This is a genomic window from Streptomyces sp. PTY087I2, assembly GCF_001687325.1.
In the GTDB taxonomy this organism is placed as follows: Bacteria; Actinomycetota; Actinomycetes; order Streptomycetales; family Streptomycetaceae; genus Streptomyces.
Genome location: NZ_LZRD01000057.1, coordinates 1 through 23083, shown reverse-complemented (window position 1 = coordinate 23083; position 23083 = coordinate 1). Strand labels below are relative to the sequence as shown.

Below are 23083 nucleotides of genomic sequence, written 5' to 3'. Positions count from 1 at the left end.
CGCGGTGCCGGCTCCGGCCGCCGCGCCGAACCCGGGTCCCGGAGCGGCCGCCGTCGCCGACGCGCAGGCGGCCACCCGCCGCGAGGGCGACCGGCTGCGGTTCGTCGGCGCTGCGACCCGGCGGATCGCCCGGGGCATAGACCTGGACGAGATCGTCCTCGGGCTGTGCCGGGCCAGTGTGCCGACGTTCTCCGACGCGATCCTGGTCTACCTCCGCGATCCGCTGCCGGTGGGCGACGAGCGGCCGGTGAGCCCGTTCGTGCTGCGGCTGCGGCGCAGCGACCGGCTGCGCGTCAGCGACGAGGAGGGCGCGGAGGCGGCCGGTTCCGAGACGGAGCGGCTGCGGCCGCTGATCCTGGACCCGCAGGCCGACCTGATGCCCGCCGCGGAGCTGTGCGAGGTGCGGGCGGGCGGGGCGCTGGCCGAGGTGCTGCGCGGGGTGCGGCCGGTCTTCGGCGACTCCGCCGCGGCGCGGGCCGCGCTGCCGGAGCTGCTCGGCCCCGGCCGGTCCGTCCCCACCGGGCACCGGGCGATCCTGGCCCCGCTGCGCGGCCGCCGGCGGGTCATCGGGGCGGCGGTCTTCGTGCGCGGCACCGAGCGCACCCCGTTCGAGGCCAGCGATCTGCTGGTCGCGGCGCAGCTGGCGACGCACACCGCGCTCGGCATCGACAAGGCCGTGCTGTACGGGCGCGAGGCCTACATCGCCGACGAGTTGCAGCGCACGATGCTGCCCGACTCGCTCCCCCAGCCCACCGGCGTCCGGCTCGCCTCGCGCTATCTCCCGGCGGCCGAGACCGCCCGGGTCGGCGGCGACTGGTACGACGCGATCCCGCTGCCCGGCAGCCGGGTCGCGCTGGTCGTCGGCGATGTGATGGGCCATTCCATGACCTCGGCGGCGATCATGGGCCAGCTCCGGACGACGGCGCAGACCCTGGCGCAGCTCGATCTGCCGCCGCAGGAGGTGCTGCACCACCTGGACGAGCAGGCGCAGCGGCTCGGCAGCGACCGGATGGCGACCTGCCTGTACGCGGTGTACGACCCGGTCGCGCACCGGATCACCATCGCCAACGCCGGGCACCCGCCGCCCGTGCTGCTGCATCTGGGCGGGCGGGCCGAGGTCCTGCGGGTGCCGCCGGGCGCCCCGATCGGGGTGGGCGGCGTCGACTTCGAGGCCGTGGAGCTGGACGCGCCCGCCGGGGCGACGCTCCTGCTGTACACCGACGGTCTGGTGGAGTCGCGGCTGCGGGACGTGTGGACGGGCATCGAGCAGCTGCGGGAGCGCCTGGCGGCGACCGCGCAGCTCACCGGGGACGACCACTCGCCGCCGCTGGAGGCGCTCTGCGACGACGTGCTGGACATGCTCGGCCCGGGCGACCGGGACGACGACATCGCGCTGCTGGCCGCCCGCTTCGACGGGATCGCGCCGAGCGATGTGGCGTACTGGTATCTGGAGCCGGAGGACGCGGCTCCGGGCCGGGCCCGGAGGCTGGCCCGGCGGGCGCTGAGCCGCTGGGGTCTGGACGAGCTGGCCGACGAGGTGGAGCTGCTGGTCAGCGAGGTCGTCACCAACGCGGTGCGCTATGCGGAGCGGCCGGTGACGCTGCGGCTGCTGCGGACGGACGTGCTGCGCTGCGAGGTCGGGGACGACTCCCCGCAGCTGCCCCGGCAGCGCCGGGCGCGCGAGACGGACGAGGGCGGGCGCGGGCTGTTCCTGGTCAACCGGCTGGCCCGGCGGTGGGGAGCGACGCGGCTCTCGACCGGCAAGGTGGTCTGGTTCGAGATGGCGGCGGCGCGGGGCCAGTAGCGGGCGGCTTCCAGGACATGAGGGAGGGGCGGGCCGTCGGCCCGCCCCTCCCTCATGTCCGTCACTGCGGGGCCACTCCGTTGGCGCCGGGCCGCTCGCCCGGCTGGCCGTCCTCGTCCCCGGGCAGCGGCGGAATCTCCGGGGTCTTGGTGGGCGGGGTGGTGGTCGGGCTGTCCGTCGGCGGCGCGGGCGTCGTCGGGGTCTCGCTGGGCGTCTGGCTCGGCGTCTCCGAGGGCGTGTCCGACGGGGTCGGCTCCTCGGACTCGGTGGGCTCCTCGGAGGGCGTCTCCGACGGGGTCGGCGGGGCGGGCACCTCGCCGCGCTCCACGTCCTGGAGGTCGAACGTCTTGCCCGACCCGCCGCCGAGGGCGCCGAGCGTGTAGTCGGCCCAGATCCGGGCCGGGAAGCCGCCGCCGTTGGCGCGGCCGGAGTTGGCCGTACCGGTCAGGGAGACCTGCTTGCGGCCGCCGTCGCCCTCGCCGAAGAGGGCCACGACCGTGGTCAGTTCCGGGGTGTACCCGGCGAACCAGGCGGACTTGTTGTCCTCGGAGGTGCCGGTCTTGCCCGCAGCGTCGTAGGCGGGGGTGTTGGCCGCGCTGCCGGACCCGGCGTCGACGACCCCGGTGAGCGCCTTGGTCACGGTGTCGGCGGAGGCGCGGCTGATGGCCTGCTCCCGCTTGGGCTTCTCGGGGTTGACCGTACGGTCGCGGTGCTCGGCGGACTGGAGGATGTGCGGGGTGACCTTCTGGCCGTGGTTGTCGAGCGTGGCGTACGCGCCGGCCATGTCCCAGGTCGAGGCGTTCATCGTGCCGAGCGAGACCGCGGGGCGTTCGGGGAAGTTCTTGTCCGGTACGCCGAGGTCGAGCGCCGTCTCCTTCGCGGCGGCGGGCGTCACGTCGACGATCATCTGCGCGAACACGGAGTTGACCGAGCTGTTCATGGCCCGCTGGACGGAGATCGGCCCGTAGCTGCGGTCGTCCTCGTTCTGCGGGTTGAACGGGGTGTCGCTGCCGACGACGGGGCGCTTGCTCGTGCCGTCGTAGATGGTGTTGAGCCCGATCAGACGACCGTCCTGGGTCTTCGACTCGTTCTCCAGGGCGGCGGCGAGCACCAGCGGCTTGAAGGTGGAGGCGGGCTGGTAGTCCTGGCGGGTGGCGTTGCTGATGTAGTGCTTGATGTAGTCCTCGCCGCCGTACAGCGCGACGACCTTGCCGGTCTTCGGGTCGACGGAGGTGGCGCCCGCCTGGACGCCCGCGTCGACCTTGCTGCCCTTGCGGTCGAGCTGGGACTCCAGCTGGTCGTCGACCGCCTTCTCCAGCGCCTGCTGGCGCTTCTTGTCGACGGTGAGGGTGAAGGTCCAGCCGCCGGCCTCGCGGTCCTCCTCGGTGACGCCCTGCTTCTCCAGCTCCTCGTTGGCCGCCTCGACGAGATAGCCGGTCTGGCCCTCCATGCCCGCGGCCGGCTTCGGCTTCTGCGGGTGGGCGAACTTCAGCTTCGCCTTCTCGGACTCGGTCAGCCAGCCCATCTCGACCATGTTGCGCAGGGTGTAGGCCCAGCGCTCCTTGACCAGCCTCTTGCCGGTGTCGCTGGCGGTCGCCCAGTCGTACTGGCTGGGGGCCTGGAGGAGGGAGGCGAGGTAGGCGCCCTGGGAGACGTTCAGGTCCTTGGCGTCGACGCCGTAGTAGGCCTGGGCGGCGGCCTGGATCCCGCTGGCGCCGCGTCCGTAGTACGCGGTGTTGATGTACCCGGCGAGGATCTCCTCCTTGGACATCTGCTGGTCGATCTTGAGCGAGATCACCAGCTCCTGGAGCTTGCGGCTGACCGTGGGGTCCTGCGTCAGGTAGTAATTCTTCACGTACTGCTGGGTGATGGTCGAGCCACCCTGCTTGCCCTTGCCGCTGAGCGTGTTGAGCACACCGCGGGTGGTGCCCTTCAGGTCGACGCCCTGGTCCTTGTAGAAGGTCTTGTTCTCGGCAGCGACGAAGGCGTGCTGGACCTTCTCGGGCACCTCGTCCAGGTCGACGATCTGCCGGTTGACGCCCTTGCCGGTCCGGGCGAGGACCGTGCCGTCGCTGTACTTGTAGACGTTGCTCTGCCGCTCCGCCATGACGTTGGCGGCGGGGATGTCGACGTACAGGTAGAGCGCGCCGAAGGCGCCCATGCCCAGCAGGACAATCCCGAAGAACGTGCCCAGCAGCTTCTTCCACGTGAAGAGTCTGCGTATGCCGCCGCTCTTCGCGGCCCGGCGCGACTCCCGCGCCTGGGCTCGTCGCGCATCCGCTCGACCCATTGGTGTGTTGCTCCCGCTTCTCTGCTCGGCCGGTTCGCTCGGTTTCCTCGGTTCGCTCAGACCTGCCAGCTAACACCGACGACAGGGACAAAAGACAAGCGATCCGGCCTTTTACGGACGTGAGAATCAGCACCCGTTCCCTTAGGAACCGACTCCCCAAGGGTGGACAAGGTTGCGAGAACCGATAATGTGTAATCACATTGCTAGCGCGGTGCGATACCGCGCCGAACGGGGGATCCCATGACCGAACAGCACGACGACCGCCGCCCGCAGACCCCGGCGACGGATCTCTCCATCGACGCTCCCGACATGCCCGCGCCGCAGGTCAGGGAGGTCGTCGCACACTCCATCCCGGGCGGCCTCGGGCTGCTCCTGACCGTGCTCGGGGTGTTCGCCGGGGTCGGTCTCGCCATCTTCGGCGGGGTGACCGGGGCGAACGGCAACAACGCGGTCGGCGTCCCGCTCCTCATCCTCGGCGTGCTCCTGGTGATCACTTCGTTCTTCTGCATGAGCGGTGTGAAGATGGTCGCTCCGGGCGAGGCCCGGGTGATCCAGCTCTTCGGCCGGTACGTCGGCACCATCCGCGCCGACGGGCTGCGCTGGGTCAACCCGCTGACCTCCAGCCGCAAGATCTCCACCCGCGTCCGGAACCACGAGACCGCCGTCCTCAAGGTCAACGACGCCTACGGCAACCCGATCGAGCTGGCCGCGATCGTCGTCTGGAAGGTCGAGGACACCGCCCAGGCGCTCTTCGAGGTCGACGACTTCCTGGAGTTCGTCGCCACCCAGACCGAGTCGGCCGTCCGGCACATCGCCATCGAGTACCCGTACGACGCCCACGAGGAGGACGGCCTCTCGCTGCGCGGCAACGCGGAGGAGATCACCGAGAAGCTGGCCGTCGAGCTGACCGCCCGGGTGAAGGCCGCGGGCGTCCGCATCATCGAGTCGCGCTTCAGCCACCTCGCGTACGCCCCCGAGATCGCCTCCGCCATGCTCCAGCGCCAGCAGGCGGGCGCGGTCGTCGCGGCCCGCCAGCAGATCGTCGAGGGCGCGGTGGGCATGGTCGAGATGGCCCTGACCCGGATCGCCGAGCAGGACATCGTGGAGCTGGACTCCGAGCGGAAGGCCGCCATGGTCAGCAATCTGATGGTGGTGCTGTGCGGCGACCGCAGCGCCCAGCCGGTCCTCAACACGGGCACCCTCTACCAGTGACCGACCAGACGCCTCCCCGGCGGACGCCGGCGTCCCGGTCGCAGCAGCGCAAGCAGATGCTGCTGCGGCTGGACCCCGCGGTGCACGACGCACTCGCCCGCTGGGCCTCCGACGAACTGCGCAGCGCCAACGCGCAGATCGAGTTCCTGCTGCGGCGGGCGCTCGCGGAGGCGGGCCGGCTGCCCGGGGCGGCACGGCCGATCCCCCGCCGGGGGCGGCCGCCCAAACAGCCGCCGGAGGTCCCGGAGACGCCGGAGCCTCCGCCCGGGACAGGCAGCCGGGACACCCCGTAGCACCGCGCCCCCGGCGCGTACCGACAGAGCGACCCCGGTCCGATTTCCGGTCCGGGGTCGCTTTTCGGACGCGTATACATCAGGGGTATACACACCGTGTAGAGTGCTCCTCATGTCTATCGGTCACACCCTCCTCGGGCTCCTGGAGTCCGGCCCACGGCACGGCTACGACCTGAAGCGGACCTTCGACGAGAAGTTCGGCCAGGACCGCCCGCTGCACTACGGCCAGGTCTACTCGACGATGTCCCGGCTCCTGAAGAACGGACTCGTCGAGGTCGACGGCGTCGAGAGCGAGGGAGGCCCCGAGCGCAAGCGGTACGCCATCACCGACGCCGGGATCACCGATGTCTCGCAGTGGCTGGCCCAGCCCGAGAAGCCGGAGCCCTACCTCCAGTCGACGCTCTACACCAAGGTCGTCCTCGCACTGCTGACCGGCCGCAGCGCGGCCGACCTGCTGGACACCCAGCGCTCGGCGCATCTGCGGATGATGCGCGTCCTCACCGACCGCAAGCGCAAGGGCGACCTCGCCGACCAGCTGATCTGCGACCACGCCCTGTTCCACCTCGAAGCCGATCTGCGCTGGCTGGAACTGACCGCCGCCCGTCTCGACCAGCTCGCCAAGGTGGTTGCCGCGTGATTCCCGAAGGCTCCCTGCTCGCCGCGCACGATCTGCGCAAGACCTACGGCTCGACGCCCGCCCTGGACGGCGCGTCGTTCTCCGTGCACCCCGGCGAGGTCGTCGCCGTGATGGGCCCCTCCGGTTCCGGCAAGTCGACCCTGCTGCACTGCCTGGCCGGGATCATCACGCCCGACTCCGGCACCATCACCTACGCGGGCCGCGAGCTGTCCGCGATGTCGGACGCGGAGCGCAGCGCCCTGCGGCGCAGCGACTTCGGCTTCGTCTTCCAGTTCGGCCAGCTCGTCCCCGAGCTGACCTGCGTGGAGAACGTCGCCCTGCCGCTGCGGCTCAACGGTGTGCGACGCAAGGCCGCCGAGCGGACCGCGCTGGAGTGGATGGAGCGCCTGGAGGTCGACGACCTCGGCTCCAAGCGTCCCGGCGAGGTCTCCGGCGGGCAGGGCCAGCGGGTCGCCGTGGCCCGCGCGCTGGCCGGGTCGCCGAAGGTGATCTTCGCCGACGAGCCGACCGGGGCGCTGGACTCCCTCAACGGCGAGCGGGTGATGGAGCTGCTCACCGAGGCCGCCCGGTCCGCCAACGTCGCCGTGGTCCTGGTGACCCACGAGGCCCGGGTCGCCGCCTACTCCGACCGTGACGTCACCGTGCGCGACGGGCGGGCCCGGGATCTGGAGCACGCCGCATGACGCTGCTCGATTCCCGTCCGGCCCCGCCTGCCGCACCGGAGAGCCCGAAGCCGCCCTCGCGGGGCGCGGCGACCCTCCGCGACCTCGGCCTCGGCGTCCGGTTCGCCGCCGCCGGCGGCCGCGAGGGCTGGATCCGTACGCTGCTGACCGCCGTCGGCGTCGGCCTCGGGGTGGCGCTGCTGCTGCTCGCCTCCTCCGTGCCGTACATGCTGGACGCGCGTTCCGCCCGCGACCAGGCCCGCAGCGAGGTGGAGGTCTCCGCCAAGGACTCGGCGAAGTCGGACACCTCGGTGCTGCGGCTCGACACGAGCACGGAGTACCGCGACCGGACCGTCATCGGCCGGCTGCTGCGCGCCGACGGTTCCGCGCCCGTCCGCCCTCCGGGGGTCGCCCGCTTCCCCGGGCCGGACGAGATGGTGGTCTCCCCCGCACTGAAGGAACTGCTCGAAGCCCCCGGCAACGAGCTGCTGCGCGAGCGGCTGCCGTACGACATCACCGGCACGATCGGTGACGCCGGACTGCGCTCCCCCAACGAGCTGTTCTACTACGCGGGCAGCGACACCCTGACGCCCGCGGCGGGCGCCGGCCGGATCTCCGGATACGGGACCGACCGCCCGGCCGACCCGCTCCCGCCGCTGCTGGTCGTGCTGACCGTCATGGTCTGTGTGGTGCTGCTGGTGCCGGTGGCGATCTTCATCGCCACCGCCGTGCGCTTCGGCGGCGACCGCCGCGACCGCAGGCTCGCGGCACTGCGCCTGGTCGGCGCGGACATCCGGACGACCCGGCGCGTCGCCGCCGGAGAGGCACTGTTCGGGGCGGTTCTCGGGCTGCTGATCGGGCTGGCCTTCTTCCTGGTGGGGCGGGAGTTCATCGGCTCGGTGGAGGTCTGGGACGTCAGCGCGTTCCCGGCCGACGTGGTGCCCGATCCGCTGCTCGGCCTGCTGATCACGGTCGCGGTGCCGCTGACCGCCGTCCTCGTCACGCTGGTCGCGATGCGCTCGGTGGCGATCGAGCCGCTCGGTGTCGTACGCCGGGGGAAGAACCGGGGCCGTCGGCTCTGGTGGCGGCTGCTCGTGCCCGCCGCGGGTCTGGCGGTGCTCGGGATCACCGGCCGGGTCGACGAGTACGCGTACGAGCCCGTGAAGCCGTTCCCGATCGCGGCCGGGGCCGTGCTGGTGCTGGTCGGTCTCGCCCTGCTGCTGCCCTGGCTGGTCGAGGCGTGTGTGAAGCGGCTGCGCGGCGGTCCGGTGCCCTGGCAACTGGCCGTGCGCAGGCTCCAGCTGAGCAGCGAGGCCGCGTCCCGCGCGGTCAGCGGGGTCACGGTCGCGGTGGCGGGGGCGATCGCCCTCCAGATGCTGTTCGCGGCGATGAACGCCGACTTCAACCAGGTGACCGGCCAGGACCCCGCACGGGCCCAGTTCGCCGCGTACTCGGATGATGTCACCGGCGAGGCGGCCACCTCCGCCATCGAACAGTTCCGCGCCACCAAGGGCGTGGAGGTGGTGATCGGCTCGGTGGAGGCGTACGCGTCCAAGCCCGGCGTCTACGCGGACGACGACATCCCGCCCACCACCTCGCTGACCGTCGGCACCTGCGAAACCCTGCGCGAGCTGGCCCGGATCACCTCCTGCGCGGACGGGGACACCTTCGTCGTCCACCCGCCGGGCGACAAGGACATGTCCGCCTGGATCGACCGCACGGCCCGCAAGGGCAAGGTCGTCGAGGTCGGCACCGGGGAGGGCAAGCCGCTGCGGTGGACGCTGCCCGCCGGCTCCCCGACCGTGCAGGGCCGCAAGGACCCGATGGGCGACGTGCACTACGGGATCATGGCCACCACCGGCGCGGTCGACGCGAGTACGCTGCCCGGCGCGCAGATCACCGCCCAGATCCGGGTCGACCGGAGCGTGCCGGACGTCGCCGAGTACGTACGGAACACGGCGGCCCGCATCGATCCCGGGATGCGCTTCATCACCCTGGACTCGGTGGAGCGCGACCGCCAGTACGACAGCATCCAGACCGGGCTCAAGGTCGGGGCGAGTGTGGTGCTGCTGCTGATCGCGGCCTCGATGCTGGTCTCCCAGGTGGAGCAGTTGCGCGAGCGCAAGCGACTGCTGTCGGTGCTGGTCGCCTTCGGCACCCGGCGTACGACGATGGGCTGGTCGGTGCTGTGGCAGACCGCCGTCCCGGTCTTCCTCGGCCTGGTGGTCGCGGTCGCGGGCGGGCTGGGGCTGGGCGCCGTGCTGGCCTGGATGATCGCGAAGTCCGTCTCCGACTGGTGGCTGTTCCTGCCGCTGACGGGGGTCGGCGCGGGGCTGATCCTGCTGGTGACGGCGGCGTCGATGCCCTCGCTGTGGCGGCTGATGCGGCCGGACGGGCTGCGGACGGAGTAGCGGGAGCGGTGATCACACGGGTGCGGCCGGGCGGACGTCCGGCCGCACCCGTGTGCGTTCACCGGCCGCCGCACCCGTGTGCGTTCATACGGGAGGGGCGTCGACCATCCGCACCGGCAACGGCTTCATCGCCTCCCGCAGCGCGGCCGCGAACTCCTCGAACTCGCCGCCGCGCGCCGACCCGGTCCGCATCGCCAGCGCGACCCGCCGGGTGGGCGCCGGGTCCGCGAAGTACCCGGTGGCCAGGGCGTCGTTGCGGCCGGTCTCCACCGTGACCGCGGTGCGCGGCAGCAGCGTCACGCCGAGCCCGCCCGCGACCAGCTGGACCAGGGTGGAGAGCCCGGCGGCGGTCGTGGTGACCGGGGCGCCCTGGGTGCGGCCGGCCTCGCGGCAGATGTCCAGGGCCTGGTCGCGCAGGCAGTGCCCCTCGTCCAGGAGCAGCAGCGGCAGCTCGCGCAGCGCGTCCCGGGGGATGTCGGCGCGGCCACCGAGCCAGTGGTCCTGCTCCATGACCAGCACGAAGTCCTCGTCGAAGAGCGGGATCTCGGTGACGCCCGGCACCCCGAGCGGCACCGCGAGCAGCAGCAGGTCGAGACGCCCGGCGGCGAGCCCTTCGAGCAGCGAGGAGGTCTGTTCCTCATGGACCTGGAGGTCGAGATCGGGGTAGCGCTCGTGGACGAGGCGGAGCACGGTGGGCAGGAGATACGGGGCGACGGTCGGGATCACGCCGAGCCGGAGGACTCCGGTGAACGGGGCGCGGACCGCCTCCGCCTCCTCCATCAGCGCGGCGACGGCCTCCAGCACCACCCCGGCCCGCACCGCGAGCCGCTCCCCCGCGGGCGAGAGCAGCACCTTGCGCGTCGTACGCTCGATGAGCTGGACACCCAGTGCCTCCTCCAGGGCGGACACCGCTCCGGAGAGTGCCGGCTGACTCATCCCGATTGCTGCCGCCGCGTCCCGGAAGTGCAGATGTTCCGCCACGGCCGTGAAGGCCCGCAGCTGGGACAGGCTGGGCTGCTTGACGGGCGACTTACCGGACTGCTTGGGGCGTACGCCCTGATTTACCTGGACCACTGATAGGCACCTCCGATCATCCGGACCGAGTGTAGCTATTTCTGTGATCAATGCACTCTGTGCCAAGGTGGGAGCCGTCCAACCCTCAGGAAGGCCCTCAAAAAGGGAATTCCAGACGTTGCAAGGAGAGCGCGTGCTCACTGTCGGTGACAAGTTCCCCGAGTTCGACCTGCCTGCTTGTGTCTCGCTGGAAAGCGGCAAGGAGTTCGAGCAGATCAACCACAAGACCTACGAGGGCAAGTGGAAGATCGTCTTCGCGTGGCCGAAGGACTTCACCTTCGTGTGCCCGACGGAGATCGCCGCCTTCGGCAAGCTGAACGAGGAGTTCGCCGACCGCGACGCCCAGATCCTCGGCTTCTCCGGTGACTCCGAGTTCGTGCACCACGCCTGGCGCAAGGACCACCCGGACCTGACCGACCTGCCCTTCCCGATGCTGGCCGACTCGAAGCACGAGCTCATGCGTGACCTCGGCATCGAGGGCGAGGACGGCTTCGCCCAGCGCGCCGTCTTCATCGTCGACCAGAACAACGAGATCCAGTTCACGATGGTGACCGCCGGTTCCGTGGGCCGTAACCCCAAGGAGGTCCTGCGGGTCCTCGACGCCCTCCAGACCGACGAGCTGTGCCCGTGCAACTGGACCAAGGGCGAGAACACCCTCGACCCGGTCGCGCTCCTCTCGGGCGAGTGAGCTGATACCGACATGGCTCTCGACGAACTGAAGTCCGCCATACCGGACTTCGCCAAGGACCTGAAGCTGAACCTCGGTTCGGTCATCGGCAACAGCGACCTCCCGCAGCAGCAGCTGTGGGGCACCGTGCTGGCCTGCGCGATCGCCTCGCGTTCGCCGAAGGTGCTGCGCGAGCTGGAGCCCGAGGCGAAGGCCAACCTCTCCGCCGAGGCGTACACCGCGGCGAAGTCGGCGGCCGCCATCATGGCGATGAACAACGTCTTCTACCGGACCCGGCACCTGCTGTCGGACCCGGAGTACGGCACGCTCCGCGCGGGCCTGCGGATGAACGTCATCGGCAACCCGGGCGTGGAGAAGGTCGACTTCGAGCTGTGGTCGCTCGCCGTCTCCGCGATCAACGGCTGCGGCCAGTGCCTGGACTCGCACGAGCAGGTGCTCCGCAAGGCCGGCGTGGACCGCGAGACCATCCAGGAGGCCGTCAAGGTCGCCTCGGTGATCCAGGCCGTCGGTGTGACCCTCGACGCCGAGGCCGTACTCGCCGAGTAGTGACACCGCACCACCCCTGACACACCTGTACGGGAAGAGCCCCGGGACGGCCGACCGTCCCGGGGCTCTTCTTCGCGTTCCGTGCCGTTCCGCTACTCCTGCGGCGGCCGGTTCTCCCGCAGGCGTTCGGCCGGTGCGTCCTGCGGGCCCGGGCCGGGTGGCGCCGGCGCGGGCCCGGCGTGCGCAGGGCTCATCGACAGGGCGGTGGCCCCGTGCTGTCCGCCGCGTTCGCCGGGCTCCCCGTACGAGCGGAGGTAGCCGACCACGGTGTTGATCACGGCGACCAGCGGTACGGCGACCACCGCGCCGCCGATGCCCGCGACGAGCCCGCCCGTCGCCACCGCGAGGACCACCGCGAGCGGGTGCACCCGCACCGCGCGGCCGAGAATGAACGGCTGGAGGATGTGGCCCTCGATCTGCTGCACCGCCAGGACCACGACCAGCGCCCACAGCGCGGTCCACACGCCTTCGGTGACCAGCGCGACGACCACCGCGAGCGCCCCGGAGACCACGGCGCCGACGAGCGGGATGAAGGCGAACAGGAAGATGAAGACGGCCAGCGGCACCGCGAGCGGCACGTTGAGGACGTAAAGGCCGAAGCCGATGAAGATGGCGTCGATGAGGGCGACGAGCACCGTGCCGCGCACATACGCGGTCAGGGTGCGCCAGGCGCGCGGTCCGGCGCCGGCGACCCCGGGGCGGGCGGCGGCGGGCACCAGCTTGAGCGTCCACTCCCAGATGCGCCGGCCGTCGTAGAGCAGGAACAGCGTGGAGAACATCGCCAGCAGCAGCCCAGTGAGGAACTCCACCATCACGGTGACGCCCTGGAGCCCGGCGGAGGTGATCTCCTCGGTGTTGGTGCCGATGGTGTCGCTGAGGTTCTTGGCGATGTCGTTGATCTGCGACTCGGTGACGTGGAAGGGGCTGTCGAGCGCCCAGCGCTTCAACTCGTCGATGCCGTCCCGGACCCGGTCGGAGAGCGTGTCGAGGTTCTCCATCACCTGCCACACCACGAACCAGCCGACCAGGCCGATGATGACGAACCCGAGGACGGCGGTCACGGCGGTGGCGAGCCCGTGCGGCAGCCCGAACCGCTTGAGCCGGACCACGGTCGGCTGGAGCATCGCGGTGACGAGCAGGGCGGCGGCGAAGGCCAGCACCACGAGCTGGACCGCGCTGATCACCCGCATCAGCACCCAGAGCGTCCCCGCGAGGACGAGAAGGCGCCAGCCGGCCTCCGCGGCGACCCGCATCCCCCACGGGATCGCCGCCACCGGGTCCGGCTTGGCGGCGACCGAGGGCGCGTAACTGGGCGGCGCGGGCACCTGCCCGGGCTCGCCGCCCTCCAGGACGGCGGGGGTCCCGCGCACCACGACGGGTTCGTCGTCGGCGGCGGCGCGCGCCCGTCGTTCGTCCAGCCGCGCGCCCAGCTCCGTCAGTTCGGACCCGAAGCGGCCCAGCCAGCCCGGTAGTTTCGACATGCCTGCTTTCCTTCCCCCATCTTCGCCGCCCAGCGCCCTCGGAGCCGGGCGCTCGCCGGGATGCGACCGTACACGCGCGAGGCCCCCCACCGTCTGGACGGTGAGGGGCCTCGCGAGGTTGAGAGGGCGAACGGTTGAGTTTCGCCCGCTCCCTCTAATACCAGTTGTTGGCCTGCCAGAAGGACCAGGCGCCACAGGGGGAGCCGTAACGGCTGTCCATGTAGCTGAGGCCCCACTTGATCTGGGTGGCCGGGTTGGTCTGCCAGTCGGCGCCGGCGGAGGCCATCTTGTGGCCCGGGAGCGCCTGCATCAGACCGTACGCCCCGGAGGACGGGTTGGTCGCGCGGTAGTTCCAGGTCGACTCGTGGTTCACGATGTTGCTGAAGCACTGGAACTGGTCGGCGGGGACCATCTGACGGGCCATCGCCTGGACCTGGGCCACGGTGTACGAGCCCTGGGCGGCGAACGAGGAGGCGTCACGGACGGAAGAACGGCTGGCGCGCTCGGCCTCTTCCTTTTCCTTCTTCTCCGCCGCGGCCTTGCGCTCGGCCTCGACCCGGTCCTCGGCCGCCTGCTTCTTGGACTTGGCGTCCTTGGCGGCCTGGATGCGGGCCGATTCCTCGGCCGACTTCTTCGCGGCGGCGTCGGCCGCGGACGCCTGGGCGTCGGCCTGCTGCGTCAGCGAAGCGGTCTGGACCTGGGCCTGCTGGCCCGCGGGGATGTCTGCGAGCAGCGTGGTGTCGGCTGCGGCCGCCTCGAAGTTGTTGTCGTCGGCGGCAGGTGTGCCGCCCGCAGCAACGCCTACGACGGCGCCTACGGTGGTGACCGCGGTGGCGGATGCCACGGCGAACCCCCGGACCGAGATCCGGCTCACATGGTGTCCTTCCAGCATCGCCCGCTTAGGTGACCTCGCGGGCGCGTTCGTGCCCCTGACGCTGGCCTCCCTACTGCGTGGGTCACGGGAGGCACGGGCCCGATGGGCAACCCCCGCGAGGAGGCTGCCGCGTGGTGCTCGCGGGCGGCATACGGGCGTCTCGTGTTGAGTTGTGTGGTGCGTGGCGCCTCTGGAGGTGCCCAAGTGCCGTATGCGGGGCCTGACGGAAGCAAGACTCTGCCGGACGGGGATGCCACGGGGCAATTCTGTGCTGAGTGGGAAAGGTCACACCCTGTTTGGGCCATCGGTTTTACGGAAATGACGGCGCAACACGATGCCGCCCAGCTAAGCTCTTTGGCTCGCCGGGCGGCACGAACAAGGACATGCAGGTCAGATGTGTCCTTCCTCCAGCATTTCGGTCACCAGTGCGGCGATCTGCGAACGCTCCGAACGCGTGAGCGTCACATGCGCGAAGAGCGGATGACCCTTCAGCTTCTCGACGACGGCGACGACTCCGTCGTACCGGCCGACCCGGAGGTTGTCCCGCTGGGCCACGTCGTGGGTGAGCACAACACGCGAATTCGCCCCGATCCGGGACAACACGGTCAGCAGGACGTTCCGTTCGAGCGACTGGGCCTCGTCGACGATCACGAACGCGTCGTGCAGCGAGCGGCCGCGGATGTGGGTGAGCGGCAGGACCTCCAGCATCCCGCGTCCCAGCACCTCCTCGATGACCTCGCGCCCGGCGACCGCCGAGAGCGTGTCGAAGACCGCCTGCGCCCAGGGGCTCATCTTCTCGGCCTCGCTGCCGGGGAGATAGCCGAGCTCCTGCCCGCCCACCGCGTACAGCGGGCGGAACACCATCACCTTCTTGTGCTGCTGCCGCTCCAGCACCGCCTCCAGGCCCGCGCAGAGGGCCAGCGCCGACTTGCCGGTGCCCGCGCGGCCGCCGAGCGACACGATGCCGACGTCGCTGTCGAGGAGGAGGTCGAGCGCGATCCGCTGCTCGGCGCTGCGCCCGTGGATGCCGAACGCCTCCCGGTCGCCCCGCACGAGCCGGACGTTGCCCTCGGCCGTCACCCGGCCGAGCGCCTTGCCGCGCTCGGACTGGAGGACCAGGCCGGTGTGGACGGGCAGCTCGGCGGCCTCGGGGACGTACAGCGTCTCCTCACTGAACAGCAGGTCGATCTGTTCCCCGGCGAGGGACAGCTCGCTCATACCGGTCCAGCCGGAGTCCGTGATGGCGAGCTCGGCGCGGTACTCCTCGGCGAGGAGGCCGACGGAGGACGCCTTGATACGGAGCGGCAGGTCCTTGGAGACGACGGTGACGTCGTACCCCTCGGCCTGGAGGTTGCGTGCGACCGCGAGGATCCGTGAGTCGTTGTCCCCCAACCGGTAGCCGGCGGGCAGGACGCCGGGATCGGAGTGGTTGAGTTCGACACGGAGCGACCCGCCCAGGTCCCCGAGCGGGATCGGGGCGTCCAGCCGGCCGTACCGGACCCGGAAGTCGTCCAGCAGGCGCAGGGCCTGGCGGGCGAAGTAGCCGAGCTCGGGATGGTGCCGTTTGGCCTCCAGCTCCGTGACCACCACGATCGGCAGCACGACTTCGTGCTCGTCGAAGCGGGCCATGGCACCGGGGTCGGCCAGCAGGACGCTGGTGTCGAGAACGTATGTGCGCCGGTCGGGCATGCGGCGCTTGCTGCTGTTCACCACGGAAGGACGTACCCCCTCGGACGAGGTCGGGGAGAGCGACGGACGGTCGCGGAGCTTCCCGAAGGGAGAGGACGGACCGGGATCGGGCCCTCGTGCGCGGGCCGGACCACGGCCACCGCGTCGGCCGCACGCTGTGTACGGTCCTTCGTGTGCAAAGGGCCTCCCGGGCGAGCGGACCGGATTCCGCTCACTTGGTGACGACATCCGCCTGGTTGATGACCGGATGTCGACCTGTCAGGGGTATTCCCTTATCGGCCCGAAGCCATGCCGCTGCATATGACACGGTGTGGAGAAGTCCCGGTGGACGCGCGGTGACGCCCTTGCGGCTCAGGCCCCGTAGCGCCGGTGGCGGGCGGCGTAGTCGCGCAGGGCCCGCAGGAAGTCGACCTTGCGGAAGGCCGGCCAGAAAACCTCGCAGAAGTAGTACTCCGAATGGGCGCTCTGCCAGAGCATGAAGCCCGAGAGCCGCTGCTCGCCGCTCGTCCGGATCACCAGGTCGGGATCGGGCTGGCCCCGGGTGTAGAGGTGCTCGGAGATCAGGTCGGTCGAGACGACCTCGGCCAGGTCCTCGAAGCTGGTGCCCTTCTCGGCGTGCTCCAGGAGCAGCGAGCGCACCGCGTCCGCGATCTCCTGACGGCCGCCGTAGCCCACGGCCACATTGACGATTATCCCGTCGATGTGGGACGTCGCCTCCTCGGCCTCCTTGAGGACCGTCTGCGTCTCCGGCGGGAGCAGGTCGAGCGTGCCGACGTGGTGGACGCGCCAGCGCCCGTCCGCGGCGAGGTTGCGCACGGTGTTCTCGATGATGCCGAGCAGCGGCTTCAGCTCGTGCTCGGGCCGGTCGAAGTTGTCCGTGGACAGCATCCAGAGGGTGACGACCTCGACATCGGTCTCGTCGCACCAGCCGAGCAGCTCGGAGATCTTGTCCGCGCCGGCCTGGTGGCCCTGCACGGCCGATCCGCCCGACGCCTTGGCCCACCGCCGGTTGCCGTCGAGGATGACCCCGATGTGCTTCGGCACCTGGTCGTGGTCCAGGCGGCCTTCCACCCGGCGCGCGTAGAGCCTGTACACCAGGTCGCGGAAGTTCACTGCGTTCACCCTCTCGGTTCCGTACGGGCCGGGGCCCGCCCTCCCCGTCGCCGGGGGTACAGCAGGGGACGTCCCCCGCGGGGGACCGCCGCACGACCCGCGCCGCTCGCACGATCCCTGGGCGGTCCGCGCCTTTACCACCGGCACGGGCCACGCGGGTCTTCGCCGCGCCGCACATCGGCGTTCCCCGAAGCCGCCACATTACTGCGAGCGGGTCACGGGGGCCCAACCCGGTCTGTCACAACTCCGTGATAAGGAGAGAAACGTGACTGATTACCTCTCCCCCGACCTGTACTACCGTGCCGCCCCCTCGCGCTACGACTCCATGGAATACCGCCGGTCCGGGCGCAGCGGCCTCAAGCTGCCCGCCCTCTCGCTGGGCCTGTGGCACAACTTCGGCGACGACCGGACACTGGACTCCCAGCGGGCGATCCTGCGCCGCGCCTTCGACCTCGGGGTGACCCACTTCGACCTGGCCAACAACTACGGGCCGCCGCCCGGCTCGGCCGAGCTGAACTTCGGCAAGCTCTTCGCTCAGGATTTCGCCCCGTACCGGGACGAGCTGGTCATTTCGACCAAGGCCGGTTATCTGATGCACCCCGGCCCGTACGGCGAGTGGGGCTCCAGGAAGTACCTGCTGTCCTCGCTCGACGCCTCCCTGAAGCGGATGGGAGTGGACTACGTCGACATCTTCTACTCGCACCGCTTCGACCCGCACACCCCGCTGGAGGAGACGATGGGCGCCCTGGCGTCCGCCGTCCAGCAGGGCAAGGCGCTGTACGTGGGCGTCTCCTCGTACAACGCGGAGCAGACCGCCGAGGCGGCCGGGCTGCTCAAGGAGATGGGCGTCCCGGCCCTGATCCACCAGCCGTCCTACTCCATGATCAACCGCTGGATCGAGGACGACGGGCTGCTCGACACCCTGGAGGCGGCCGGAATGGGCTGCATCTCCTTCGTACCGCTCGCCCAGGGGCTGCTCACGAACAAGTATCTGAAGGGCATCCCGGAGGGCTCGCGTGCCACCCAGGGCAAGTCCCTCGACCCGGGCCTGCTCTCCGACGAGGTGGTCCGCCGGCTCAACGGCCTCGACGACATCGCCCGGGGCCGCGGCCAGTCGCTCGCCCAGCTCGCCATCGCGTGGGTGCTGCGCGACAGCCGGATGACGTCGGCGCTGATCGGCGCGTCGAGCGTGAAGCAGCTGGAGGAGAACGTGGCGGCGCTCGCGGGTCCGGCGCTCACCGCCGAGGAGCTGAACGAGATCGACACCTTCGCCGTGGACACGGCGGGCACCAACATCTGGGCCGGCCGCGGCTGACGCGGACTCAACGGGGCTTCGCCCCAGAGGGGCTTCGGGCCCGGTCCTCGGGCCCGGGCGCCGGCCCACAAAAAACGGGCCGGTCCGTGGGGGGGGATACGGACCGGCCCGAGGGGGGGTTTCCACCATAACCCTTCGTAAGTGCCGACGCGTGCCACGCCACTCCATAATTACTCTCCGAATATGCCGGACTCCGCTCCGAGCAGGGCCCGCCCCGTCTTCGGGCCCCCTCCAAAGCCCGTTCGCGGCCGTTATCGACCTCCGTATCGAGGGGTCGCCGGGCGCCACCGCCTTGACGCCGCCGGGGCCGGGGGAAGAGGACAGAGGTTGACCTCATGCGCCTCTAGGTCCGGGGCATGACGACACGCTCCCCCGCGACTGCATCCGCACCCGCGCCCGTGACCTGTTCCAGGCGATGTGGCCGCGCTGGTGGCAGGTCCTGCATCTGGCGGGTCACCGGGGCGCCCTCGCCTACGCCCCGAACCGGGGCCGGAAGGCGACGTACACGAACCCCGGGTGCACCCCGCTGCCGGGCGCCGCGAGCGGCTGTTCCCGGGGGCGGCGTACGAGCGGGCTCTGGCGGGCGGGCAGGCGGGGAACTTCCCGGTGCTGCTGGTGGACGGCGTGGTGGCGGGCGTCTGGCACCAGCGCCGCTCGGGCCGCCGGACCAGGGTGACGGTGGGACCACACGCGTAGGGCCCGGGGGGGTGCGTACGCGTGTACGTACGCAGGGTTGGGCGGGTACGCCGTCAGAGGCGGCGTGGGTCGAAGCGGATCGCGATCGCGTCTCCGGCGACGACCACGAAGTCCCCTTCCTCGCACCGGATGACGGCCTGGAGCACCTCGCCGCCGTCGTCCCTGACCTCCTGGGTGCCGACGACCGTCCACGCTCCCCCGTACGGCACCGGCGGCAGGAGCGCGGGCGGCGCGTGGTGCCACTGGCCGGCCGGGACGCACCAGTCGGGTAACCGGGGCCAGGCGCCCGGAGTGACGTGCAGCGTCCGGTCGGAGGCGCAGGTCAGCAGGACGGACTGGTCCTCCGCGAGGACGAACTCGACGGCTTCCGGCTCGCCCGCCCGGCCCTCGGGCCGGTAGTAGACGCCGAGGACGGCGGTGATCCTGGCCCCCGTGAGCCAGTCGGCGTTGCCGGGCCGCGCGCGCCCGGCGGGCCCCGCGCAGTCTTCCCTCTCCACGGTCATGCCCGCTCCCCCTCCTTCACTGTGCGTGCCCTCGAAAAGTAGGACGGTGGCCCGCACGATCCCGTTGCCTCCGGGGCACGGCTGAACTGACGTACGGGGTAAGCGGGTTGACCTGTGGTACGGGATCCGGCCAACGTCACGACGGCTTGCGGGCTTCGATCAGGAAGCGGGCGGTGCGGGCGCGGAACGGTCCCTCCGTCTCGATCTTCCGGTGCAGCGCGGCCAGTTGGGGACGGTACTGCTCGACGGTGAAGCCGGGCACCATCCAGATCACCTTGCGCAGGAAGTAGACCACCGCGCCGATGTCGCGGAACTCGGTGCGCAGGCTCTCCGAGCGCAGGTCCACCACCTCCAGACCGGCCGCCGTCGCGGCGGCCCGCGCGTCCTCGGGGTGCCGGCCGCGACGGACCTCGGGCGGCTGCGGGCCGAGGAAGTACTCCACGAGTTCGAAGACGCTGGCCGGTCCGACCTGCTGGGAGAAGTACGTACCGCCGGGAGCGAGCACGCGCGCGATCTCCTCCCACCACGTGGTGACCGGATGGCGGCTCACCACGAGGTCGAAGGCGGCGTCCCCGAAGGGCAGCGGCGGCTCGTCCTCGTCGGCGACGACGACCGCCCCGAGCGGGTGCAGCAGGGCGGTGGCGCGGGCGATGTTGGGCGGCCAGGCCTCCGTGGCCACGGTGACTGGCGGCAGCTTCGGCGCGGAGGCCAGCACCTCGCCGCCCCCGGTCTGGAGGTCGAGCGCGGCGTGGGCCCGGGCGAGCCGGTCGGCCATGGCGCGGGCGTACCCCCAGGAGGGGCGTTCCTCGGTGGCGCGGCCGTCGAGCCAGGAGAAGTCCCACCCGTCCACGGACACGGCGTCGGCCTCGGCCACGAGGGCCTCGAACCGGTCACGGGAGGCCGCGGAGTCGAAGTCGGGGCCGGAGGGACGGTCGGCGGGCGTCGGGGCGGAGGCGGATGGGTCGGACATGGGGGAATCGTGTCAGGCCGCCCCGGAGCACGCGAACGGATTCCGCCCGGGCCGCCCGGCGGGGGCGCGCCCCGGCTCACCCGGCCAGCGCCCCCAGCAGCACTCCGGTCAGCGCCCCGGCGATCATGAACGGGCCGAACGGGATGCCGGTCCTGCGCCCCGCCCGGCGCAGCAGCACGAGGGCGAGTCCGTACGCCGCCCCGAACAGGAACCCGGCGAACCCGCCCAGGAACAGCACGGTCCAGCCGTACCAGCCGAGGGCCACGCCCAGGGCGAGGGCGAGCTTCACATCGCCGAAGCCCATGCCGTTCGGGTTGATCAGGAAGAGCAGGAGGTAGAAGCCGCCGAGGACCAGGCCGCCCAGCAGCCCGGAGGTCCAGGACCCGGCGTGTCCGGGGAGCAGCGCGGCCCCGCCGAGGAGCAGGACGGCGGCGGCCGCCAGCGGCAGGGTCAGCGGGTCGGGCAGCCGGTGGACCCGCCGGTCGACGACGGCGAGGAGCACGGCGACAGGGGCGAGCGCGAGCCACCCGACGAGCTCGGGCCGGGCCCCGGTGGCGGCGGCGAGCGCGACACAGGCGAGGACGGTGACGAGGGGGGCGAGGGTGGTGGGGGCGTAGGTGGGGGTCGCGGGGGGCTGGGTCGGCGATTCGGGGGCTTCCGGGCCGGGCGAAACCTGCGGTTCCGGGGCAGGCGGCTCCGTGACCGAGGCTCCCCGGACTTGCGCTCCCGCGTCGGCGCACGGTCCGCATCTGGCCGGGCCGAGCCAGCCGCGCGCCGGGCCGGTGAGCGGGTGGCCGGCGGGGCACGCCGTACGCCAGGGTTCCTCGGGCTCGACGGCGAACCGGTAGGCGGCACGCGGGATCAGCAGTCCGGTGGCGGCACCCCAGACCGCGGCGAGGGCGAGCAGCACGGCGTCCACGGGGCGACCCTAACGGGGTCCGGGAGCAGGGGGCTTGGGTCCGGGGGCCCAAGGCGTCCGGCCAGGACCCAAGCGTCGCCGTTCCGGGTCCGGGCGCGTCCGGCGGGGGCTACGGTCGGTGCCCATGAGGACATGGCGCGATGGCGACGGGACGCTGACGGTCGATACGAAGTCCGAGGCCGAGCCCGGGGCAAGGGCCCGGGAGGTACCGCTGCGGATAGCCGCCTCGTACCGGGCCCGTACCAAGGGGCTGCTCGGGCGGGACGGGATCGAGGGGGCGATGATGCTCACCCCGTGCGGGAGTGTGCACACCTTCCGGATGCGGTTCCCCATCGATGTGGCGTACCTGGACCGGAAGTTCAGGGTCCTGGCGGTCACCACGATGAAGCCCGGCCGCCTCGGGCTCCCCCGGCTGCGGGCCCGGCACGTGGTAGAGGCGGAGGCCGGGGCGATGGAACGGTGGGGGGTGCGGCCGGGCGTACGGCTGGAGCTGAAGGCGGCGTCGGCCACCGCGCCGTAAACCCTCCAGGAGCTTACGGCGGGCCCGCGCCCAGCAGGGTCCAGGCTCCGTAGGCCGCGGACGCGCAGGCGAGGGCGGTGAGCACGGCGGCCGTGCGGCCCGTGGTGCGCAGCCGCAGCAGGGCGACGGCGGGCGGGAGCAGCAGCGGGAAGGCGGGCATCATCAGCCGTGGCCGGGAGCCGAAGTATCCGGCGCCGATCAGCGAGATGACGACGATCGTGATCGCGTACACGAGCACGGGGAGCGGCTGCCGCTGCCGTACGCACAGGACGACCAGCCACCCCAGCAGCCCCAGCGCCGCGCACAGGCCGAGGGCGGCGGGCCACGGGAGCCCGGCGATGAAGGCGGCGAGCGCGCGGCCGCCGTCGATGTCGTTGCCCCACTGCGCCTGGACGTCGAAGTAGGCGACCGGGCTGCCTTCGCGTACGGCCACGAACACCACGTACGCCAGCCAGCCCAGCGGTGCGAGCGCGACGCCCGCGATCATCCGGGCGTGGCGGCGGAGCACCGGGCCGGCGCGGCGTTCGGCGCGGTACTCCCGTACGAGGGTGACGGCGGCGGTGATCGCCAGGGCCGCGATGAGGGCGGCCGCCGAGGGCCGGGTGAGCCCCGCGAGGACGCACAGCGCGCCCGCGACGATCCAGCGGCCCTTGAGGACGGCGTACAGCGCCCAGGCGGCGAGCGCGGTGAACAGGGTCTCGGTGTACGCCATCGACTGGACGAACGCCGTCGGGCAGACGCCCCACAGCGCGGCCAGCACCACGCCCGTACGCCGTCCGCGCAGGTGGGCACCGACGGCGAAGATGCCCCAGGCGGCGAGCAGCCCGGCGGTCCAGGCGACCAGGAGCCCGGCGCCGCCGGGGGTGAGCGGAGTCACGGCGGAGACGGCGCGTTCCAGGGCCGGGAGGAGTGGGAAGAACGCCAGATCGGAGTGGACGGAGCCGTCCGGGAGGGTGACGGTGTAGCGGTAGCCGTGCTCGGCGATGCGCTGGTACCAGACGGAATCCCAGCGTCCGCTGAGCGGCCCCAGGGGGTCCTTCCCGGCGGCGGATGCGGCCGCCCAGAAGGCCAGGAGCCCCAGGGCCCGGGCTCCCGCGTAGACCGCGAGCGCGGGCACGGCGCCCCGGAACGCGACGGCGACCCGGGACCGGGTGGGAGGGCGGGGGGCCGGGTCCGGGGCCGGGCCGGAGGGCGTCCGGGTGCGGAGCTGGTGATCGGACATACGGCCGATTATGACGTCGGTGAGGGGGCGGGCCGTGCCACGGGAAGCGGGGTCGGGGACCGGACGGGCCGCGTCCGGCAGGGGGCCGGGCGGGAGTGCGGGCCGGCGGCCGGGCTGCCGAGCGGCCGGCAGGGGTCCGGGCGTCCCGGCGGCCAGCCGGCGCG

The 23083-nt window shown here is 71.9% G+C and carries 20 protein-coding genes and 1 pseudogene; 11 read left to right on the top strand and 10 right to left on the bottom strand.

The window, feature by feature from the left end; translation table 11 throughout:
* Positions 1-1804: ATP-binding SpoIIE family protein phosphatase (locus A3Q37_RS34175; protein WP_065490938.1), on the top strand; the 1804-nt coding region annotated here is incomplete at its 5' end.
* Positions 1805-1865: 61 nt separating this feature from the next.
* On the opposite strand, the gene A3Q37_RS34170 is transcribed toward A3Q37_RS34175, so the two are convergent.
* Positions 1866-4094 (bottom strand): transglycosylase domain-containing protein, encoded by a 2229-nt coding sequence (locus A3Q37_RS34170; protein WP_065490935.1) that lies wholly within the window; start codon positions 4092-4094, stop codon positions 1866-1868.
* A 240-nt stretch (positions 4095-4334) separates the two neighbouring features.
* Here A3Q37_RS34170 and A3Q37_RS34165 point away from each other — a divergent pair, with 240 nt between their 5' ends.
* From A3Q37_RS34165 to A3Q37_RS34145, 5 genes are all read left to right on the top strand, one after another.
* The gene (locus tag A3Q37_RS34165) at positions 4335-5306 is read left to right on the top strand and encodes an SPFH domain-containing protein (RefSeq protein WP_065490932.1); all 972 of its coding nucleotides are present in this window, start codon (positions 4335-4337) and stop codon (positions 5304-5306) included.
* Positions 5303-5599, top strand: coding sequence for a hypothetical protein (locus A3Q37_RS34160; RefSeq protein ID WP_065490931.1), 297 nt, complete (start codon positions 5303-5305; stop codon positions 5597-5599). Before A3Q37_RS34165 ends, A3Q37_RS34160 begins: the two co-directional genes overlap by 4 nt.
* Before the next feature lie 112 nt (positions 5600-5711).
* On the top strand, positions 5712-6236 hold the full coding sequence (locus A3Q37_RS34155) for a PadR family transcriptional regulator (RefSeq protein WP_065490929.1): 525 nt from the start codon (positions 5712-5714) through the stop codon (positions 6234-6236).
* Complete coding sequence (locus tag A3Q37_RS34150) at positions 6233-6919, top strand: ABC transporter ATP-binding protein (RefSeq protein WP_065490927.1); 687 nt, start codon at positions 6233-6235, stop codon at positions 6917-6919. Before A3Q37_RS34155 ends, A3Q37_RS34150 begins: the two co-directional genes overlap by 4 nt.
* Complete coding sequence (locus A3Q37_RS34145; protein ID WP_065490924.1) at positions 6916-9309, top strand: FtsX-like permease family protein; 2394 nt, start codon at positions 6916-6918, stop codon at positions 9307-9309. Before A3Q37_RS34150 ends, A3Q37_RS34145 begins: the two co-directional genes overlap by 4 nt.
* Positions 9310-9393: 84 nt before the next feature.
* Here the strand turns inward: A3Q37_RS34145 and A3Q37_RS34140 are convergent, their stop codons facing one another.
* Complete coding sequence (locus A3Q37_RS34140; RefSeq protein WP_065490922.1) at positions 9394-10383, bottom strand: hydrogen peroxide-inducible genes activator; 990 nt, start codon at positions 10381-10383, stop codon at positions 9394-9396.
* A 133-nt stretch (positions 10384-10516) separates the two neighbouring features.
* Between A3Q37_RS34140 and A3Q37_RS34135 the strand changes: the two genes are divergently transcribed.
* Positions 10517-11071, top strand: coding sequence for a peroxiredoxin (locus A3Q37_RS34135; protein ID WP_065490920.1), 555 nt, complete (start codon positions 10517-10519; stop codon positions 11069-11071).
* A 12-nt stretch (positions 11072-11083) separates the two neighbouring features.
* Positions 11084-11617, top strand: a complete 534-nt coding sequence (locus tag A3Q37_RS34130; protein ID WP_003966620.1) for an alkyl hydroperoxide reductase — start codon at positions 11084-11086, stop codon at positions 11615-11617.
* 92 nt (positions 11618-11709) lie between these two features.
* On the opposite strand, the gene A3Q37_RS34125 is transcribed toward A3Q37_RS34130, so the two are convergent.
* From A3Q37_RS34125 to A3Q37_RS34110, 4 genes are all read right to left on the bottom strand, one after another.
* Positions 11710-13098 (bottom strand): AI-2E family transporter, encoded by a 1389-nt coding sequence (locus A3Q37_RS34125; protein WP_065490918.1) that lies wholly within the window; start codon positions 13096-13098, stop codon positions 11710-11712.
* 154 nt (positions 13099-13252) lie between these two features.
* Positions 13253-13972, bottom strand: a complete 720-nt coding sequence (locus A3Q37_RS34120) for a transglycosylase SLT domain-containing protein (protein WP_065490916.1) — start codon at positions 13970-13972, stop codon at positions 13253-13255.
* A 390-nt stretch (positions 13973-14362) separates the two neighbouring features.
* A complete protein-coding gene (locus A3Q37_RS34115; RefSeq protein ID WP_065490914.1) occupies positions 14363-15685 on the bottom strand; it encodes a PhoH family protein in 1323 nt (440 codons plus the stop codon).
* Positions 15686-16012: 327 nt separating this feature from the next.
* Complete coding sequence (locus A3Q37_RS34110) at positions 16013-16774, bottom strand: isoprenyl transferase (protein ID WP_065490912.1); 762 nt, start codon at positions 16772-16774, stop codon at positions 16013-16015.
* 265 nt (positions 16775-17039) lie between these two features.
* Between A3Q37_RS34110 and mgrA the strand changes: the two genes are divergently transcribed.
* The gene (gene mgrA / locus A3Q37_RS34105; RefSeq protein ID WP_065490910.1) at positions 17040-18089 is read left to right on the top strand and encodes an L-glyceraldehyde 3-phosphate reductase; all 1050 of its coding nucleotides are present in this window, start codon (positions 17040-17042) and stop codon (positions 18087-18089) included.
* 406 nt (positions 18090-18495) lie between these two features.
* Positions 18496-18776 (top strand): annotated as a pseudogene (locus A3Q37_RS36205) (crosslink repair DNA glycosylase YcaQ family protein); the annotation flags it as partial.
* A gap of 62 nt (positions 18777-18838) precedes the next feature.
* Here the strand turns inward: A3Q37_RS36205 and A3Q37_RS34095 are convergent.
* From A3Q37_RS34095 to A3Q37_RS34085, 3 genes are all read right to left on the bottom strand, one after another.
* On the bottom strand, positions 18839-19288 hold the full coding sequence (locus A3Q37_RS34095; protein ID WP_065490906.1) for a hypothetical protein: 450 nt from the start codon (positions 19286-19288) through the stop codon (positions 18839-18841).
* A gap of 136 nt (positions 19289-19424) precedes the next feature.
* Positions 19425-20258 carry a class I SAM-dependent methyltransferase gene (locus A3Q37_RS34090; RefSeq protein WP_065490904.1) on the bottom strand — a complete coding sequence of 278 codons (834 nt, stop codon included), beginning with the start codon at positions 20256-20258 and terminating at the stop codon, positions 19425-19427.
* A 76-nt stretch (positions 20259-20334) separates the two neighbouring features.
* Entirely contained in the window at positions 20335-21177 is an 843-nt protein-coding gene (locus A3Q37_RS34085; protein WP_065490902.1) for an A24 family peptidase, read from the bottom strand.
* Between the two features lie 124 nt (positions 21178-21301).
* Between A3Q37_RS34085 and A3Q37_RS34080 the strand changes: the two genes are divergently transcribed.
* Positions 21302-21697, top strand: a complete 396-nt coding sequence (locus tag A3Q37_RS34080) for a DUF192 domain-containing protein (RefSeq protein WP_065490900.1) — start codon at positions 21302-21304, stop codon at positions 21695-21697.
* Positions 21698-21710: 13 nt separating this feature from the next.
* Here the strand turns inward: A3Q37_RS34080 and A3Q37_RS34075 are convergent, their stop codons facing one another.
* On the bottom strand, positions 21711-22919 hold the full coding sequence (locus A3Q37_RS34075) for a hypothetical protein (RefSeq protein ID WP_065490936.1): 1209 nt from the start codon (positions 22917-22919) through the stop codon (positions 21711-21713).
* Between the last annotated feature and the right edge of the window lie 164 nt (positions 22920-23083).